Source organism: Candidatus Methylomirabilota bacterium, from assembly GCA_035315345.1.
GTDB lineage: Bacteria > Methylomirabilota > Methylomirabilia > Rokubacteriales > CSP1-6 > CAMLFJ01.
The window spans coordinates 18,800-35,702 of the sequence record DATFYA010000169.1; the positions used below are offsets into that span (position 1 = coordinate 18,800).

A 16,903-nucleotide genomic window follows, 5' to 3' on the forward strand; every position below is an offset into this window, starting at 1 on the left:
GCGACCGCCGGGCCGGAGGAGCGCATGAGCCTCGAATCGATGGTGGGACGGCAGCTCATCGTCGGCCTGCCCGGGCCGGACGCCACCGACGCCGATCTGCGCCACCTCCACGAGATCCACGCGGGCGGCCTGATGCTCTACCGCCGCAACTTCGAGACGCCGGAGCGGTTCCTGCGCTTCATCCGGCGGCTGGAGGAAGGGCTCGGCCGGCGGCTCACCATCACCACCGACCACGAGGGCGGCCGGATCATCATGCTGAACCGGGGCGTGACGATCTTCCCCGACAACCTCACCGCGGGCACCGCCGACGACGAGGCGATGGTGGGCCGCCAGGGGCTGATCGAGGGGCGCGAGCTGCGGCGGCTCGGCGTGGACATCAGCTTCGGCCCGTGCCTCGACGTGCTCACCGACCGCTACAGCCCGAACATCGGCATCCGCTCCTACGGCAAGGACCCGCAGCGGGTCGCCCGCCTCGGGGCCGCGCGCATCCGCGGCCTCCAGTCCGCCGGGGTGTCGGCGTGCGCCAAGCACTTCCCGGGCAAGGGGCACGCGCCGGTCGACGCGCACCTGGGTTTGCCGGTGATCGACTCCGACTGGGGCGACATGCACGCGGTCCACCTGGTGCCGTTCCTGGCCGCGATGGAGGCGGGCGTGGACTGCATCATGACCTCGCACCCGCTCTATCCGAAGCTCGATCCGGCCGAGGCCATGCCCGCCACCTTCTCGAAGCTGATCGTCGAGGACTACCTGCGCGGCCAGATCGGCTACCGGGGCGTCATCATCTCCGACGATCTGGAGATGGGGGCGATCAGCGCGCTCTGCCCGATGGGCGAGGCGGCCGTGCGCACCGCGGCGGCCGGCCACGATCTGCTGCTGGTCTGCCACACCGCCCCGGCCCAGCGCGCGGCCTACGAGGCGGTGGTGGCGGCCTACCGCAGCAAGGCCCTGCCGCTCCGCGCGCTGGAGCGCAGCATGGCCCGCCTGGACGCGCTCGACACGAAGCGACCGGAGCGCTTCAGCGGCGGCGACCCGCACGCCGAGCGCGACGGCGAGCCGCTGGCCCGAGCGATGGCCACGCGCGCGGTCACGATGGTGGCTCCGCCCGACGCCGGGTGGAAGCCCGCGCTCAACGGCCGCGTGCTCGCGATCTTCCCGCGCCTCTCCTCGCTGGCCGACCGCATCACCATCGAGCCCGTCATGCAGGACGAGGCCGGCTACCTGACCGCGAGCATGGCCCCGCACGGGGTGCGCCCGGAGGTGCTCGTGGTGGGCGTGGAACCCACCGCCGAGGAGATCGAGTCCGCGCGGGCGGCGGCGGGCACCGCGGACGCCACCGTGCTCTTCCTCTACGACGCGCACCTCTACAAATCCAACCGCGCGCTCCTCGACGCCTGCCGGGCGAGCGCAAAACAGCTCGCCGTGGTGCTGATGCGCGACCCCTGGGACGCCGAGTTCCTCGCCCCCGGCGTGGCCGCGATCACCGCCTACGGCTGGCGACGGTCCCAGCTCGACGCGGTCCTCGCGCGCCTGCTGACCTGACGCGTACCTCCGCGGACGCGTAGCCGGCGCCGGCAGGGCCCGCCAGACCAATCAGCCAGCCTCGCCCTCCACCGTGAGTCACGGTAGGCGTTCGGCCGCGCATCGCGCGGACACCACGCACGCGGATTGGGAATCTCTCAGCCCCAGGACAGCGGGTGGCGGTTGAGCAACCGTGCGGCGCCGTGAAGTAGCGCCGGTGCGGCCCCCGCCAGGGGGTCCGGGTGACCCGTTCCTGCCCGCGTCGTAAGGACGGCACGCGCCAGGTTGGGAACTCCTCTTCGCGTGACCGAAGGAACGCGGGACGTGGTCAGAGGACCCCCTGGCGGGGGCCGCACCGGCGCTACTTCACGGCGAGGATCATGTACGTCGCCCGGCCGACCGCGAGCAGCTTGCCCGCGCCGTCGGTGATGGACGCCTCCCCGAACGCGATGGTGCGCCCGCGCCGCAGGATGCGCCCGTCGGCGAACACGTCGCCGGTGCCCGCGCCGATGAAGCTCACGTTGAGGTCCAGCGTGGTCTGCCCGACGCCGCCGGCCGCCGCGTCGTGCATCGTCGACAGCGCCCCGCCGACCGAGATGTCGATCAGCGCCGAGAATACCCCGCCGTGCATCGGCGCCCCCGGGGCGTTGCGCAGATCGTCGCGCGCCGGCACCCGCAGCTTGACCCGCCCCTCGCTCGCCTCCAGCACCTCCACGCCCAGGTACCGCCAGAAGGAGTTGTCGAGGGCCCGGGCGCGCACGCGCTCCAGCAGGTCGTCGGTCATGGTCTCCCGCGGGGCATGTCGGGTTGAACCGCCTCGTCCAGCGTCAGCCGGGGACGGCCGCTGAAGGGTTCGCGGCGCACCGGGCAGTCGTCGAGATCGCACATGCGGCAGTAGATGCGGTGGCAGGGATCGGTGTGCAGGATCATCTCGCCCTCCACGCCCAGCTCCTTCACGACGCGCTCGCCGAGGTCCTCGGCCAGCTCGTGCGAGCGCTCCACCGTCCAGAACTCGGGCACGACGAGATGCGCATCGACGTGGTGGAAACGCCCCGATCGGATCGCGCGCAGGTGGTGCACCCGGATCACGCCCTGGCCCAGGTGCGGCTCGAGCACGGCGAGCAGCCGGTCCAGCAGCGCGGTGTCCTCCTCGTCGAGGAGGCCGGCCGAGGCCTGACGGATCAGCCGCACCCCCGTCCACATGAGATTGAGGGCTACCACCAGCGCCACGAGCGGGTCGAGCCACGTGATGCCGGTGACGGAGACGAGCAGGAGGCCGACCACGATGCCCGCGCTCGTGTAGAAATCGGAGAGCACGTGCCGTCCGTCCGCCACCAGGGTCAGCGAGTCGTAGCGGCGGCCGGTGCGCAGCAGGAAGAAGCCGAGGGCGAGGTTCACCAGCCCGGCTCCCAGCACCACGACCATGCCCACGTCCAGGGACCGGAGCGTCACGCCGTTCACCAGGCCCTGGACCGCCTCGTAGATGATGAGCACCGCCGCGAAGGCGATGAGGCCGCCCTCGAAGGCGGCGCTGAGGAACTCCATCTTGCCGTGCCCGTAGGGATGGTTGCGGTCGGCGGGGCGGTGGGCGAAGAGGAGCGCGGCGATGGCGAAGCCGGCCGCGACCACGTTGACGATGGACTCGAGCGCGTCGGAAAGGATCGCGGTGGAGCCGGTGAGGCGGTAGGCCTGGAACTTCGCGGCGAGCAGGCCGACCGACACCGCCAGCGAGATCGCCATGGCGACCAGCCGGATCCGGTCGTCACCGGTGGGCGACAGCATGCAGAGATGATACCCGCGCCCTCCACGATTTGGAGCGCGGCGTATCATGGGGCTGTAAGGCAACCCTCACTCGACAGGAGCGTCCGATGATCGTCAAGCGTCCCGCGGCGGAGCGCGGCCATTTCGACCACGGCTGGCTCGACACCTCCCACACGTTCTCGTTCGCGGACTACCACGACCCCGAGCACATGGGCTTCCGCGCGCTGCGAGTCATCAACGAGGACCGGGTCGCCGCCGGCCAGGGCTTCGGCGCGCACTCGCACCGCGACATGGAGATCATCACCTACGTGCTGGACGGCGCTCTTGCCCACGCCGACAGCATCGGCAACCGCTCGACGATCGTGCCGGGCGACGTGCAGCGCATGAGCGCGGGGACCGGCATCACCCACAGCGAGTTCAACGCGCGCCAGGACGAGCCGGTGCACTTCCTCCAGATCTGGCTCCTGCCCGACCGCCGCGGCCTGGCCCCCGGCTACGAGCAGAAGGCAATTCCGGAGTCGGAGGAGCGGGGAGCGCTGCGGCTACTCGCCTCCCGCGACGGCCGTGACGGCACCGTGACGATCCACCAGGACGTGGACCTGTACGGCTCGCGCCTCGAGCCGGGGGAGCGGGTCAAGCACGCGCTCGCCGACGGGCGGCACGCGTGGCTCCAGATGGTGCGCGGGCGGATCGAGCTGAACGGGACGCCGCTGGCGGCGGGCGACGGCGCGGCGGTGAGCGGGGAGAGCGCCCTCGAGATGGTCGCGCAGGAGTCGGCGCACCTCCTGCTCTTCGATTTGGGGTGATCCAGGACACCGCCCCTCACCCTGCCCTCTCCCCGGAGGGGAGAGGGGGGTGATCAGGCGCCGAGCTGCTGGCGCACGAACTGCTTGGCGTCGAACTCCTCGGCCACGCGGTTGTCGTTGTCGAGGATCGCGGCCGCGTCCACCTCGGCGAACTCCATGACCCCCATGTCCTCGTAGGCGCGCCGCACGCGGTCGCCCCAGAGCCCGATGTCCTTCACGGTGGGGACGATCCTCGTGAACAGCCGCCGCCTGAACTGCTTCATGGTGTCGGACTGATCCACCGCCGCGACGCACTCTTTGACCGGCAGGCCCAGGTTCTCCCAGACCTCCTTCTGGTCGAAGCGATCGCGCATGTGGTAGCAGGCCTCGACCACGAACTCCTCGCGCTCGTCGCGCTCGGCGTCGGTCAGCTGCGGGTAGTAGTCGCGGAGGGCCAGGCGCCCGAAGGCCACGTGGCGCGCCTCGTCCTGCATGACGTAGGCGTTCACCGCCGCGCACAGCGGGTTGGTCGAGTTGTCGCGGATGCGCTGGAAGGCGGCGAGGGCGAGACCCTCGATCAGGATCTGCATGCCCAGGTACGTCATGTCCCAGCGCCGATCGGTGATGGTGGCCTCCAGCAGCTTGGCCAGCGTCGGGGTGATGGGATAGGCGAGCTTGAACTTCTCGTGCAGCAGCCGGGAGTACGCCTCCACATGGCGCGCCTCGTCCATGACCTGGGTCGCCGCGTAGAACTTCGACTCGTAGGACGGCACGGTCTGGACGATGCGGGCGGTGGCGATGAGCGCACCCTGCTCGCCGTGCATGAACTGCGACAGCGAGTGGGCCTGCAGGTTGCGGCGGATGTGCACCCGCTCCTTCTCGTCGAGGCTGTTCCAGAGGTCGGTGCCGAAGATCGCGATGGTGCGGTCCGACATGCCCATCGGGTTGTCCGGATCGATGTCCTGCGACCAGTCGAGGCGCTCCGCCGCGTCCCACTGCTGCTTCTTGCCCTTGGCGTAGAGGCGCAGCAGGTCGTCGCTGCCGTCCTCGTACTCCCAGGTGAACGAGGTCGTGGTCTGGCCTTCCACCTTCCACTGGGTCTGCTCGACGGGTAACCGGTAGAGGAACTGACTCGACATCGCACTCTCCTTCCAAGCTCTTGGGCCAGGCTCTTGGGCTAGAGGGCTCGGGGGCTATCTGGCCTGCCGGGAGGATACCACACTGAACGGCGGTTCAGGCGGGGCGCATGGACGTCGCTACCGACCCCGCAGGTCGACGGGCACCGACTCGGCGAGCTGCGCCTCGTGCGCGTGGCGGGCGATGGCCCCGCGCACTGCGTCGGGCGTGCGAAAGAGCAGGCCGATGGCGATGACCACGACCGCGCCGATCATCGCCCACCAGGTGAACGACACCTCCGGAATCCACGCGGGCTGATGGAACGAGGGCTCGAGACCGAGCCACGGCGCGACCCCGTTCAGGATCGTGATGTGCAGCTTGCCGGCCACCACCGTCGCGAGGAGGCCGGCGCTGATGGCGAGCATGTTGCCGCGGTCCGAGCCGCGCCCGCGGGTGAGCATGCCGATCAGGAACACGCCGAGCATCGGCCCCAGGATGAAGCCGGCGATGCCGAGCACCACCGGGATGATGCGCAGGTCCGGGCTCGTCACCTTCGCGTAGGCGAATGCGCCCGCGATGATCACCATCAGCGCGGCGAACAGCACGGTGAACCAGCGGGCCGCGCCCACGTAGTGCCGCTCGCTGCGGCGGGGCCGCCAGCGGATGTACCAGTCGTTGGTCGCGCTGGTGGCCAGCGCGTTCAGCGCCGCCGAGAACGAGCCCATCGCGGTGGCGAACACGCCGGCCACCACGAAGCCCCGCACCCCCACCGGCATCACGTTCAAGATGTACGAGGCGAAGACGTCGGCGGTGGCGGCCGGCCGGTAGGTCGGATCCTGCTGGTAGTACACGAACAGCAGGATGCCGATGAAGACGAAGGCGGAGGCGATGGGCACGTCCATGAAGGCGGCGGTGATGAGGCTGCGGCGCGCTTTCTGGTGGGTCTCCGCGGTGAGCATGCGCTGGACCATGTCCTGGTCGGTGCCGAACGCGGCCATGTTGCCGAGGGTCGCGCCGACCAGCGCGGAGAAGAGCGTGTAGTCGCTCGCCAGCACCAGCCGCACGTAGTCCCAGACGCCCATGACGTCGATGCCGTGGCTCTGACGCCACCGGGCGATCTGGCTCGCCTCGAAGCCGTGGAGGAAATAGCCCTCGTGAGTGGTGAGCTGCGGCACCGCGCGCACCACCTCGCCGAGCCCGCCGACGTGGGCGAGCAGGGTGCCGATGGCGACCAGGGCGCCGCCGAACATGAGGCACGCCTGGATCACGTCGGTCCAGATCACCGCCTTGATGCCGCCCACCGCGGTGTAGAGGCACGTGACCACGGTCAGCGCCACGATCGCGGCCACGTAGGGCCCGACGGTGGTCACTTCGCCGAACTGCGGTTGCGCGCCCGAGACGAACATCCGGTAGGCGAGCACCATCACCAGCGAGGGGATGAAGAGGCGCGTCCCCGACGCGAGCGTGCGCATGAAGAGGAACAGGGCGGAGACGTAGGCCTTCGTGCGCGGGCCGAAGCGCACCCCGAGGTAGTCGTAGACCGTGTAGACCCGGAACGTGTAGTACGGCTTGAGGAAGACGTAGCCGACGACGATGCGGCCGAGGATCAGGCCCAGCATGATCTGCACGTAGGCGAAGCTCTTCGTGGTGTAGCCCTCACCGGGCACCCCCAGGAAGGTCGCGGCGCTGGTCTCCGCCGCGATGATCGAGGCCATTACCGCCCACCACGGCACGCGGCGGCCGGCCAGCGCGAAGTCGCTCAGGCTCCGGTCGCGCCGGCCCAGGTACAGCCCGACCGCGGTGATCCCCGCGAAGTAGGCGACGACGATGACGCCGTCGACGAGCAGCTGCGCCTCGGTCGAGAGCATCAGCGATGGCGGGCCGACGTGGGCACGCCTCATTATCGCGGACCGGGCGCCGGGACCCGGCAATCTGCGGCGCGGCGCCTTGCCGCCGCCGTCGGCGCTGGACTATGATCCTCAGCCAATGACCGGGCCTCGGGCGCGGCGGTCGCGGTGGCTCCTGGCGGTGGCCGCGCTGCTCGCCGCGGCGGGACCGGCGGGCGCCCAGACCGTCCTCGAGCCGGGATCGTTCCCGGGGCACAAGGCCGTCCGGATCTCCGACACCGTCGGCGTGACGTGACCGACGCGCTCCGGGGATCCGGCCCTCGCGTGCGGGTGATCCGCGCGACGCTGGTCGGCCTGCTGATCTCCCTCGCGGTGACCGGCCTCTCGCGCACCGGCCTCTTCGCGGGCTGGGAGACGCGAGCGGTCGACGCATTCCTGTTCCTGCGCGACCGGGTCCCCACGCCCGAGATCGTGCTCGTGCTCATCGACGACGACGCCTTCCAGGCGCTCGGCCAGCGCCAGCCGCTCTCGCGCCGCTACCTCGCGGACCTGGCCGACGTCCTGCTGAAGAGCGGCGCGACGGTCGTCGCCTTCGACGTGGTGCTGGCGGCGCCGACTGCGCCCGCCGAGGACCAGCTCCTGATCGACACCGCGCAACGGTGGACCGCGAAGCGGCCCGGCTCGCTGCTCTTCGCGACCTTCGCCATGCCCGCCCCGGGGGACGACCGGACCTTCACGCTGCTCCCGCCGTTCTCGCCCGCGCTGGGCGGCCTGCTGGGCTTCGCCAACGCGCCGATCGGGGCCGACGGCGTGGTCCGCCGGTTCACCCCGCTGCTGCCCTCGGCGGGCGGCGGGCGCGTCGCCGCCCTGGCCCTCGTGGCGCTCGCCGCGTCCGCCGGCATCCCGCCCGCCGTGCTCGCGGCGCGCGTCGCCGGCGAGCGGGGCGCCGTCGCCCTGCCGGTGCGCGAAGGCGGCCGCGGCATCGGCGGCGCCGCGGAGGTGACGGCGGCGCAGCTCGCGGACCCGCCCTGGCGCATCGACTACACGGGCCCGCCCGGCGCGTTCACCGCGTTCCCGAGCGAGCCCCTGGTGGCCCTGGCCCGGAGCGGCATCGAGCCCGATCCCGACAACCCGTTCCGCGACCGCATCGTGCTGGTGGGCGCGACGTTCGCGGAGAGCCGGGACTTCTTCCCGACCCCCACCGGGCTGATGCCGGGCGTGGAGATCCACGCCCACATGCTCAACACGCTGCTCTCGCGTCGGGCGCTGCTGCCGCCGCCGTGGTATCTGAACGTGGCGCTGCTGACCGCGGTCTGCGTATCGATCTCGGTGCTCTCGCTCTGGCTGCGTCCGGCCTGGCTGGCTCTCGTGGGCCTCGCCCTCGTGCTCGGGCTGGCCGCCGCCTCCTACGAGGCCTACACGCGCGGAGGCTACTGGCTCGACTTCCTGGCTCCCCTCATCGGCACGCTGGCCTACCTGCAGGGCGCGCACTGGCTGCGGCGCCGGCGCCTGCGCTCGGCCTTCGGCCAGTACGTGAGCCCCGAGGTCATGGATCAGGTGCTGCGCGCCGGGGCGCCGCTGGGCGGGGAGGTGCGCAGCGTGTCGGTGCTGATGTCGGACCTGCGCGGCTTCACCACCCTGTCGGAGCAGCTGCCGCCCCAGGTCGTCTCCGAGATGATGAACGACTACTTCACCGCGATGGTCGACGTGATCCTGGCCCGGCGCGGCCTCGTGCAGGACTTCATCGGCGACGCGATCATGGCGGTGTACGGCGCCCCCCTCGACGATCCCGAGCACTGCTGGCACGCGGCCCGCACCGCGGTAGAGATGCACGCCGCGCTCGAGACGCTGAACCGACGCTGGGAAGCGCAGGGGCGCGGCCCGCTCGCCATGGGCATCGCGGTCCACACCGGCGACGCCTTCGCGGGCACCCTCGGCGCGCCGCGGAAGAAGAAGTATGCGGTGCTGGGCGACACGGTGAATCTCACGTCGCGCATGGAGGGCCTCAACCGCGACCTCGGTACCGGCATCCTGATCAGCGGCGCCGCGCTGGCCGTCCTGAAGGACCGGGTGGTGGCGCGCGATCGCGGCAGCGTCGCGGTCAAGGGCCGCCGCGAGCCGGTCGAGATCTTCGAGCTGCTGAGCCTGAAGGAGACCTGATCGTGAATCGCGGTCTCGGCCCGAGCGGAGGCGGCCTGCGCGTCGTCGTGGACCTCGGTGGCACGTGGGTGCGCGTGACCGCCGCGGGCGGCCCCCGCCGCGCCTTCAAGGCGCGGACGCCGGGGCCGGCGGGATTGCCCGCGCTGCTCGACCGCCTGTGGCACCGCTGGCGCCTCGCGCGGCGCGACGTGTCGGCCCTCGGGGTGGCCTCGCGCGGCATCTGGACGGGAGCGGAGCGCCAGACCCTCGCGCGGCGGCTGCGTCGCTTCGCCGCGCGCGTGGTCGTGATCTCCGACGTCGAGGGCGCCTATCTCGCCGCGCTCGGCGACCGCGCGGGCGTGCTACTGCTCGCGGGCACCGGCTCGATCGCGCTCGCGCGCGACGCCCGCGGCCGCTTCACGCGCGCGGGCGGGCTGGGCCCGCTGCTGGGGGACGACGGCTCCGCGTTCGCGCTCGGCCGCGCGTGGCTGCGCGCCGGCGCGGTGACGCCGGCGCGCGCCCGCCGCCTCGCCATCGCGCCCGACGCGGTCGCCCGCATCGCCGCGCTCGCGCCGTCGGTCCTGCGTCGCGCCCGCGCCGGGCAGCCGGAGGCCCGCCGCGCGGCGCGCGAGGCCCAGCGAGCGCTGGCCGATCTGGCCGCGCGTGCGGCGCGGCCGCTCGGCCGGCACCGGCCATTGGTGGTGAGCTGGGCCGGCGGCCTCCTGGCCGACCCGCGCTTTCGCGGCGGCGTGTGGCGCGAGCTGCGCGGCCGCGGCCTGCGCGTGATACCGACACCGCCCGCCGCGACTATCGCGAGCCCGGAAGCCTGGCGCTCCGTTCTCTGAAAAATTCCAGGCTGAGCCTTTTTCATGAGCCTGACGAGTGCCAGATCCAGTAAGCCAGCGGCCCGGTGAGCGCGGCGAGGACGCCGACCAAGGTGTTGGTCCAGCCCGCGGTGGCCATCGCGAGCACGCAGCAGAGCGCGGGGAGCACGGCCACCACCCACATGCCGACCGCGCCGCCGCGCACCCGCCACGGCCGCGGCAGGCCGGGCTCGCGCCGGCGCAGGGCCACGAACGCGGCCAGCTCGAGCAGGAGCGCGATCGAGTAGAGCCAGATGTTCAGCACGATCAAGTCCTTGAAGGACCAGAAGGCGCACAGGCTGTAGCAGACGCTCGAGAGCAGCACCGCGCCCCACGGCGTGCCGAAGCGCGGATGCAGGCGCGCCAGCGGGGCGGGCAGCTGCCCGTCCAGCGCCAGCGCGTAGGGCAGCCGCGAGTTGGTCAGCAGGAGGGAGAGAAAGAGTCCCGCGGTGGCGACCACCGCGCCGAAGGTGACGACGTGGGCGAGCCACGGCCCGCCGACGTCGAGCGCCACCGCCGGCCAGTGCCCGGTCTCCCACGACTGCCAATCGCCGACCGCCGAGAGCCCGGCCGCCACCGGCAGCAGGTAGGCGATCGTGATCAGCGGCAGCGCCACCCACATGGCACGACGGAAGCTCGGCCCGGGCGCGCGCGTCTCCCCGAGCATGGTGGTGGGCGTGTCCCAGCCCGAGTAGTTCCACATCATGATCGCGAGGCCCAGCCCGAGGTTCGTGAGCAGGCTTCCCCCCTCCACCGCGAACGGCCGCCACGGGATCTCGTCGAGCTGCGCGGCCGAGGCGATCGTCAGCACCACCACCGGAACGAGCGAGACGATGGCCATGACCACCGCGGACCAGCCGGTGATGCGAACCCCGATCAGGTTGATCGCGGTGAGGATCCAGATGAAGGCCACGGCCAGGGCCCAGCGCTCGAGCGGCGACATGCCGGGTCGCCACGCGGCGAGGTACTCCGCGAACAGCGCGGGATACACCGCGACGTCCACGAACGAGTTGATCCAGCTCCACCACCCGGCCTGGAATCCCCAGAAGCGGCCGAACGCGCGCTGCACCCAGACCACGTAGCCGCCTTCCTCGGGCAGCGCGCTCGCGAGCTCGCCCATGGCCAGCGCGACGGGCAGGCTCCACACCACCGGGGTCAGCAGCAGCAGGAGCAGCGCGAGACCGGGACCGAGCGAGCCCACCGCGTCCTCGACGCCGTACGGGCCGCCGCTGACGTTGAAGAAGAGGATGGCGACGAGCGGGAGGAACCCGAGCTCCCCGCGTCGGCGGGGGCTCACGCCATGGCGGCTCGGATCAGCGCGGGCAATCCCTGGAGCCACTCGTCGATCGGCGTCTCCCGGTCGACGATGATCTCGAGCTTGCCACTCGGAAGCTTGCGCACCCGGCCCTGCCCCGGGCCGAGCGGGATGACGAGCGACTCGCGGTGGACGCCCATCGCATCGGTGACCGCGAAGATCTTGTTGATCTCGGCCATCCCGACCGCCTCGAGCGTCACGGCGCGCCGCCGCGGTCCACCGGAGGGAGCGATCCGGGCGGCAGGAGCGTCGGCTGCCCGCCGTCCGGGTTCGTGACGACCGGCGGCGGGCTGCCGGGCCGGCCCTCGTAGCGCGGCGGCACGACGACCTCGCGGCCGAGGCTGGGCGAGTACACCCGCTGCGGCGGGACATACCGATCTGGCACGCGCCCCGACGGCGCCGCCGGCGGCGCGGTGTACGGCCGATTGGCGAGGCCGGTGGCGCGGTCGATGGGGTCCAGCCGCCGCCCGCCGGGCAGGCCCTGGGCCGGCGCCGCCGGTGCGATGGACGCGCTCAGCCACCCCAGCAAGAACGCGATGCTCATGACCTTTTTCACGTCGCTCAGCGTAGCGGACCGGATGGGCGTGTGCAACACGACGGCGCCGTGCTAGGCTCTCGGGCGTGCCGTCCAGGACCCCGGCGCATCTCCTCGTCTGGCTCGCGCTGACGCTCGTCGCGCTCGCTCCCGCCTCGCTCCGCGCGCAGAGCCCGGACCTGCCGATCTTCGACACGCACATCCACTACAGCTCGGGCGACTGGGTCGAGTACCCGCCGGAGCGCATCCTCGGCATCCTGGACAAGGCGGGTGTCAAGCGCGCGCTCGTGTCCAGCACGCCCGATGACGGCACGCTCACCCTCTACGCCAAGGACCCCAAGCGCGTCGTGCCGATCCTGCGGCCCTACCGCACGCGCGGAGACATGGGGCACTGGTGGCAGGATCCGGCAGTGCTCGCCTACGTGCAGGAGCGGCTGCAGAAGAACGGCGGCGTGTACCGGGGCATCGGCGAGTTCCACCTCTTCGGCGGCCAGACCGGCACCTTCGTGGTCAAGCGCATCACCGAGCTGGCGCTGCAGGAGGACATCTATCTCCACGCCCACTCCGACGAGCTGGCGATCGTGGAGCTGTTCACGATCGAGCCGCGGCTGAAGGTGATCTGGGCTCACGCCGGCATGTCGTCGGGCCCGCAGGCGGTGGGCGCGCTGCTCGATCGGTATCCGACCCTCTGGGTGGACCTCGCGATCCGCAACGGCGACGTGGCCCCCGGCGGCCAGCTCGACCCGGGCTGGCGCGCGGTCTTCCTCCGCCACCCCGACCGCTTCCTGGCCGGGACGGACACGTGGATGACGTCGCGGTGGGAGGCCTTGCCGGGCTCGGTGACGGAGGTGCGCGGCTACCTGAGCCAGCTGCCGCGCGACGTGGCCGAGAAGATCGCCTTCAGGAACGCCGAGCGGCTGTTTCCGTAGATCGCAGGCCGATCAAAAAGGTCCAGATACGAGGCGGCGCCCGACGGCCGCACGCGAGGCGTGGCCGTTCCACGTTGAGCGTGCGGCCGAGGGGGCCAACGAAGTAGACGGGCCTTTTTCATCGGCCTGCTAGCCGACGCCCAGCTCGGCGGCCGCGGCCTCGATCTGACTCCAGGTCTGCTCCTCGACGGGGATGCCCTGCGCGCGGCGCTCGGCTTCGAGCCGGGCCTCCGGCTCGCCCGGGATCAGGATCTCGCCGGCGCCCTGCGCGAGCGGCGCGGTTTTCACCCACGCGAACAGCGAGCCGACCTGCGCGTGGAACTCGGCCAGCGGCAGGAACCGCTCCACGTCGAGGCAGATCATGAGCGTGCCGTTGGCGAACACGCCGGGCGGCGGCCCCGCGGGGCCGGTGCCGGAGAGGATGCCGCCGAGGATCTCCACCGCGAGCGACAGCCCGTAACCCTTGTGCTCGCCCGCGGTCAGCAGCGCGCCGGGCGGCTCGCCGTAGAAGATCTCGGGATCGGTCGCGGGCCGGCCCGCCGCGTCCACGAACCAGCCGGGCGGCGCCTGCTGCTTGCGGTTGCGCTTCACCCGCATCTTGCCCTCGGCCACCACGCTGGTCGCGAAGTCGAGCACCATCGCGGGGCCGGACACGCCGGGAATGGCCACCGCGTGCGGGTTGGTGCCGAGCCGCCGCGCGGCGCCACCCCAGGGCGCCACGTTGAGACCGTGCACGCAGTTGGCCCACAGCATGCCGACCAGCCCCGCGTTGGCCGCCATCTCCGCGTAGTCGGCCAGGCGGCCCACGTGACTGGTCCGCGAGGTGGACGCGGCGCTGAGCCCGCCCACCTTGGCCTTGGCGATCGCCATCTCCATCGCCCGCCGGCCCACCACCTGGCCGAAGCCGCCGCCGCCGTCGAGGCGGATCAGCGCGGGGCTCTCCGCGGTCACGGTGATCGGGGTCTTGGGATCCACCTGGCCCTTCTTCACCGACTCCCAGTACTGAGGCACGCGGATGACGCCATGCGAGTCGTGGCCGCGCAGGTTCGCGCGCACCAGGAGCTGGGCGATCCACGCCGCGTCGCGCTCGGGCGCGCCCATCGCCACGAACATCCGGCTGGCCTTCGCCTCGAGGCGCTGGGAATCGATGGTCGGCACGTCGGCTACAATACATCAGCGATGAAGGCCGAGCGCGAGTTCTTCGATCCGGCGGCGCTGCCGTGGCGGCCCGCGCCCGGATTCCCGCCCGGGGTGTGGGAGCAGGTCATCAGCGGCGGCCAGGACGAGGGCGTGACCACGCGGCTGCTGCGCTTCGAGCCGGGATCGGGCAACGACCGCGTGGTGACCCACGATTTCTGGGAGGAGATCTACATCGTCTCCGGCGTGCTCGAGTGCGGCGGCCGTCCCTACCCCGCGGGCTCGGTGGCGGTGCGGCCGCCCGGCATGCCCCACGGCCCGTTCCACTCCGCGGCGGGCTGCGTGAGCTTCGAAGTCCGCTACCGGACCCGCTGACCCGCCATGGCGGAGGCCGCCTGGCGCTCCCCCGATCTGCCGATCCGCCTCGGCATCTCGGCCTGCCTGCTGGGCGAGGCGGTGCGCTATGACGGCGGCCATCAGAGGGACGCCTACCTCACGGGTGTGCTGGGCCGCCACGTCACCTGGGTGCCGGTATGCCCGGAGATGGAGATCGGCATGGGCGTGCCGCGGGAGCCGATCCGGCTGGTGGGCGACGCGGCCGCGCCGCGGCTGCTCGGGGTGACCAGCGGCGCCGACCACACCGGCCGCATGAACGACTTCGCGCGACGCGGCGTGCAGGACCTCGCGCGTCGCGGCCTGAGCGGCTACGTGCTCAAGCGCGGGTCACCGTCCTGCGGCATGGAGCGCGTCAAGCTCTACCGCGACGACACCGCGCCCCCCGAGCGCGCGGGCGTCGGCCTGTTCGCCCGCGTCCTGCGCGAGGCGCTGCCCCTCCTGCCGGTGGAAGAGGAGGGACGGCTCGACGACCCACGGCGGCGCGACGGCTTCATCACCCGCGTGTTCGCGTATCGCCGCCTCGCGGCCTTGCGGGAGATGGCGCCTCGCCCCGGTGACGTCGTGGCGTTTCACAGGGCGCATGAGTACCTGTTGCTGGCCCACAGCCCCGCGGCGTATACGCGGCTGGGCCGGCTGGTCGCCGAGCGGCCCGTCAAACCCGCGCCCGCATGGCTGGACCGCTACGGCAACGGCTTCATGCGCGCGCTGCAGACGGAGGCCACGCCGCGCAAACACGTGAACGTGCTGCAACACATGGCGGGCTTCTTCAAGGGGCGGCTGGCCCCGGCCGAGCGGCGTGAGCTGCTCGCCCTGATCGGCGACTACGCGGCCGGCCGCGCCCCGCTGGTGGTGCCGATCACCCTCATCAACCACCACGCGGCCCGCCTGGAGGTCGGTTACCTGCTCGACCAGCTTTATCTCCGCCCGCATCCGAAGGAGCTGATGCTCCGCAACCACGTCTGACCGCGGGACGGCCGGGCGCCAGCCATGTTGTCGCCATGCGGCACCTGTCCTATTCTGGACGTGCGCGGCGCTGGCGTCAGGGCCGCGTGTCTATGACGTCGTCACCGCGGAGCCGGCGAGATTAGCGACACCCGCGAGTCGACCCACGCGCGGCCCGGCGCGGTCCGCAGCCGCCGGCGACGTCTCTTCGGCGCCCCGACCGCCACCGGCGAGCGCATCCCGTGGATCCACCTCGCCGTCTTCGGCGCCGGCGCCATCATGGTGGTGCTCTTCGCCTCCCACCAGATCGCCACCGAGCGCGAGACCAGCGTCGCCCACTGGAAGAGCCGCATCGCGACCATCGCGAGCGATCGGGCCCGCCTGGTCTCGGGCTGGCTCGCGGCGCGGCGGGCCGACGCGGAGGTGCTGGCCGCGTTCCCGGCGGTCCGCGCGATGCTCGCCGGGCCAAAGGGCGACGACGAAGCCCTCGCGCGGCATCTCAGCCGCGTGGCCTCCGCGTACGGCTACGTGGGCGTCGTGGCGCTGGACGCCTCGGGCCGGGCGGCGGCCCGCTCGTCCTCGAACGGGCCGGCTCCCTTCGCGGAGCCCGCCGCCGAGCTCGCCGCGAAGGTGGCCGCCACCCGTCAGCCGCGCTTCGATCTGGTCGAGGCCGGCGGCGGCCGGCTGCTCGTCGTCACGGTGCCGGTCTTCGCGGACGGCGCGCCCGCCGGGCCCGAGGGCGATCGGCGCGCGCTGCTCGGCGCGGTCGCGCTGGCCGCGCGGCCCGAGGACGGGCTCTACCCGCTGCTCGCCGACGACGGCGACACGCGCTCCGGCGAGGCGCTGCTCGCGGATCTGGACGCGCCCACGCCCACGTATCTGTCGCCGCTGCGTCCGCCCGCGGTGGACCCGGCGGTGCAGCGCACGTCGCTCATGGAATTGCGCGCGCTCGTCCGCGCGGCCGCCGAGGGACGCGAGGCGGTGGCCGAGATGACCGATCACCGGGGCGTGCCCGTGCTCACCGCGGTGCGCCGCGTGACTCCGACCGGCTGGGTCCTCGCCCTCGAGGTGGAGCGCGAGCGGGCGTTCGCCGAGTTCAACCGCTCGGGGCAGCTGGCCGGCGCAGCCGCCGCGTTCCTGCTGCTGGCGCTCGCCGGCTTCCTCATCGCGCTCCACCGCGAGCAGCAGCGCGCGCGTCTCCTCCAGGAGCAGATGCGGCAGGCGCGCGCCATGTCCAACCTGCAGGGCTACGCCGACAAGATCGTGGCGAGCGTGCCCGCCGGGCTCCTGCTGCTGTCCGAGGACCTCCGCGTGCTCTCGGCCAACCGGGCGTTCCTCGAGTCGTTCCGCCTGCGCGACGACGACGTGCTCGGGCGCGACCTGCAGCAGCTGGTGCGAGCCGAGCGCCTCGTCCGCAACGCCCGCGAGGTGCTGGACACCGGCGTGGCCCGGCAGGACGGTCTCTACGAGCTGTACGTCTACGCGCGGCGGGACACCAAGCCGGTGCGGGTCAGCCTGACCGCGATCCAGCTGGCCGACGAGGAGCCGCCGCGCCTGCTCATGATCATGGAGGATCTGACCGAGGAGGAGCGCCTGCAGGCGGCCCGCCAGGAATCGGAG

General features: G+C 72.3%; 17 protein-coding genes. 9 read left to right on the forward strand and 8 right to left on the reverse strand.

From position 1 onward, the window contains the following. The first annotated feature begins 24 nt into the window (after positions 1-24). Complete coding sequence (locus VKN16_21955) at positions 25-1,539, forward strand: glycoside hydrolase family 3 N-terminal domain-containing protein (GenBank protein HME96877.1); 1,515 nt, start codon at positions 25-27, stop codon at positions 1,537-1,539. A gap of 340 nt (positions 1,540-1,879) precedes the next feature. On the opposite strand, the gene VKN16_21960 is transcribed toward VKN16_21955, so the two are convergent. Both VKN16_21960 and VKN16_21965 read right to left on the reverse strand, forming a co-directional pair. Further along, a complete protein-coding gene (locus VKN16_21960; protein HME96878.1) occupies positions 1,880-2,302 on the reverse strand; it encodes a PaaI family thioesterase in 423 nt (140 codons plus the stop codon). Beyond that, positions 2,299-3,300: a cation diffusion facilitator family transporter gene (locus VKN16_21965; GenBank protein ID HME96879.1), complete on the reverse strand. Its 1,002-nt coding sequence runs from the start codon at positions 3,298-3,300 to the stop codon at positions 2,299-2,301. The genes VKN16_21960 and VKN16_21965 overlap by 4 nt, the downstream gene beginning before the upstream one ends. Before the next feature lie 86 nt (positions 3,301-3,386). Here VKN16_21965 and VKN16_21970 point away from each other — a divergent pair, with 86 nt between their 5' ends. Next, a complete protein-coding gene (locus VKN16_21970) occupies positions 3,387-4,085 on the forward strand; it encodes a pirin family protein (GenBank protein ID HME96880.1) in 699 nt (232 codons plus the stop codon). Positions 4,086-4,138: 53 nt separating this feature from the next. Here VKN16_21970 and VKN16_21975 read toward each other — a convergent pair whose 3' ends face one another. Then, positions 4,139-5,203, reverse strand: coding sequence for a diiron oxygenase (locus VKN16_21975; protein ID HME96881.1), 1,065 nt, complete (start codon positions 5,201-5,203; stop codon positions 4,139-4,141). A 117-nt stretch (positions 5,204-5,320) separates the two neighbouring features. Continuing rightward, entirely contained in the window at positions 5,321-7,048 is a 1,728-nt protein-coding gene (locus VKN16_21980; GenBank protein HME96882.1) for a sodium:solute symporter, read from the reverse strand. A gap of 118 nt (positions 7,049-7,166) precedes the next feature. On the opposite strand from VKN16_21980, the gene VKN16_21985 reads away from it, so the two are divergent. The 3 genes from VKN16_21985 to VKN16_21995 are packed head-to-tail and all read left to right on the forward strand — an operon-like array spanning position 7,167 to position 10,011. Next, entirely contained in the window at positions 7,167-7,322 is a 156-nt protein-coding gene (locus tag VKN16_21985) for a hypothetical protein (protein HME96883.1), read from the forward strand. Beyond that, the gene (locus VKN16_21990; protein HME96884.1) at positions 7,319-9,187 is read left to right on the forward strand and encodes an adenylate/guanylate cyclase domain-containing protein; all 1,869 of its coding nucleotides are present in this window, start codon (positions 7,319-7,321) and stop codon (positions 9,185-9,187) included. The genes VKN16_21985 and VKN16_21990 overlap by 4 nt, the downstream gene beginning before the upstream one ends. A 2-nt stretch (positions 9,188-9,189) precedes the next feature. Then, complete coding sequence (locus tag VKN16_21995; protein ID HME96885.1) at positions 9,190-10,011, forward strand: BadF/BadG/BcrA/BcrD ATPase family protein; 822 nt, start codon at positions 9,190-9,192, stop codon at positions 10,009-10,011. Between the two features lie 22 nt (positions 10,012-10,033). Here VKN16_21995 and VKN16_22000 read toward each other — a convergent pair whose 3' ends face one another. The 3 genes from VKN16_22000 to VKN16_22010 are packed head-to-tail and all read right to left on the reverse strand — an operon-like array spanning position 10,034 to position 11,900. Then, positions 10,034-11,326, reverse strand: coding sequence for an APC family permease (locus VKN16_22000; protein ID HME96886.1), 1,293 nt, complete (start codon positions 11,324-11,326; stop codon positions 10,034-10,036). Then, entirely contained in the window at positions 11,323-11,544 is a 222-nt protein-coding gene (locus VKN16_22005; GenBank protein ID HME96887.1) for a hypothetical protein, read from the reverse strand. Before VKN16_22005 ends, VKN16_22000 begins: the two co-directional genes overlap by 4 nt. Continuing rightward, on the reverse strand, positions 11,541-11,900 hold the full coding sequence (locus VKN16_22010; GenBank protein HME96888.1) for a hypothetical protein: 360 nt from the start codon (positions 11,898-11,900) through the stop codon (positions 11,541-11,543). Before VKN16_22010 ends, VKN16_22005 begins: the two co-directional genes overlap by 4 nt. 65 nt (positions 11,901-11,965) lie before the next feature. On the opposite strand from VKN16_22010, the gene VKN16_22015 reads away from it, so the two are divergent. Continuing rightward, positions 11,966-12,808, forward strand: coding sequence for an amidohydrolase family protein (locus tag VKN16_22015; GenBank protein HME96889.1), 843 nt, complete (start codon positions 11,966-11,968; stop codon positions 12,806-12,808). A 129-nt stretch (positions 12,809-12,937) separates the two neighbouring features. Here the strand turns inward: VKN16_22015 and VKN16_22020 are convergent, their stop codons facing one another. After that, the gene (locus VKN16_22020; GenBank protein HME96890.1) at positions 12,938-13,966 is read right to left on the reverse strand and encodes an Ldh family oxidoreductase; all 1,029 of its coding nucleotides are present in this window, start codon (positions 13,964-13,966) and stop codon (positions 12,938-12,940) included. Positions 13,967-13,987: 21 nt separating this feature from the next. On the opposite strand from VKN16_22020, the gene VKN16_22025 reads away from it, so the two are divergent. The 3 genes from VKN16_22025 to VKN16_22035 form a co-directional block, all read left to right on the forward strand. Further along, on the forward strand, positions 13,988-14,320 hold the full coding sequence (locus VKN16_22025) for a cupin domain-containing protein (GenBank protein ID HME96891.1): 333 nt from the start codon (positions 13,988-13,990) through the stop codon (positions 14,318-14,320). Positions 14,321-14,326: 6 nt separating this feature from the next. Beyond that, positions 14,327-15,304: a DUF523 and DUF1722 domain-containing protein gene (locus tag VKN16_22030; GenBank protein ID HME96892.1), complete on the forward strand. Its 978-nt coding sequence runs from the start codon at positions 14,327-14,329 to the stop codon at positions 15,302-15,304. A gap of 258 nt (positions 15,305-15,562) precedes the next feature. After that, positions 15,563-16,903, forward strand: a 1,341-nt coding sequence (locus tag VKN16_22035) for a PAS domain-containing protein (protein ID HME96893.1), incomplete at its 3' end; no start/stop codon positions are given.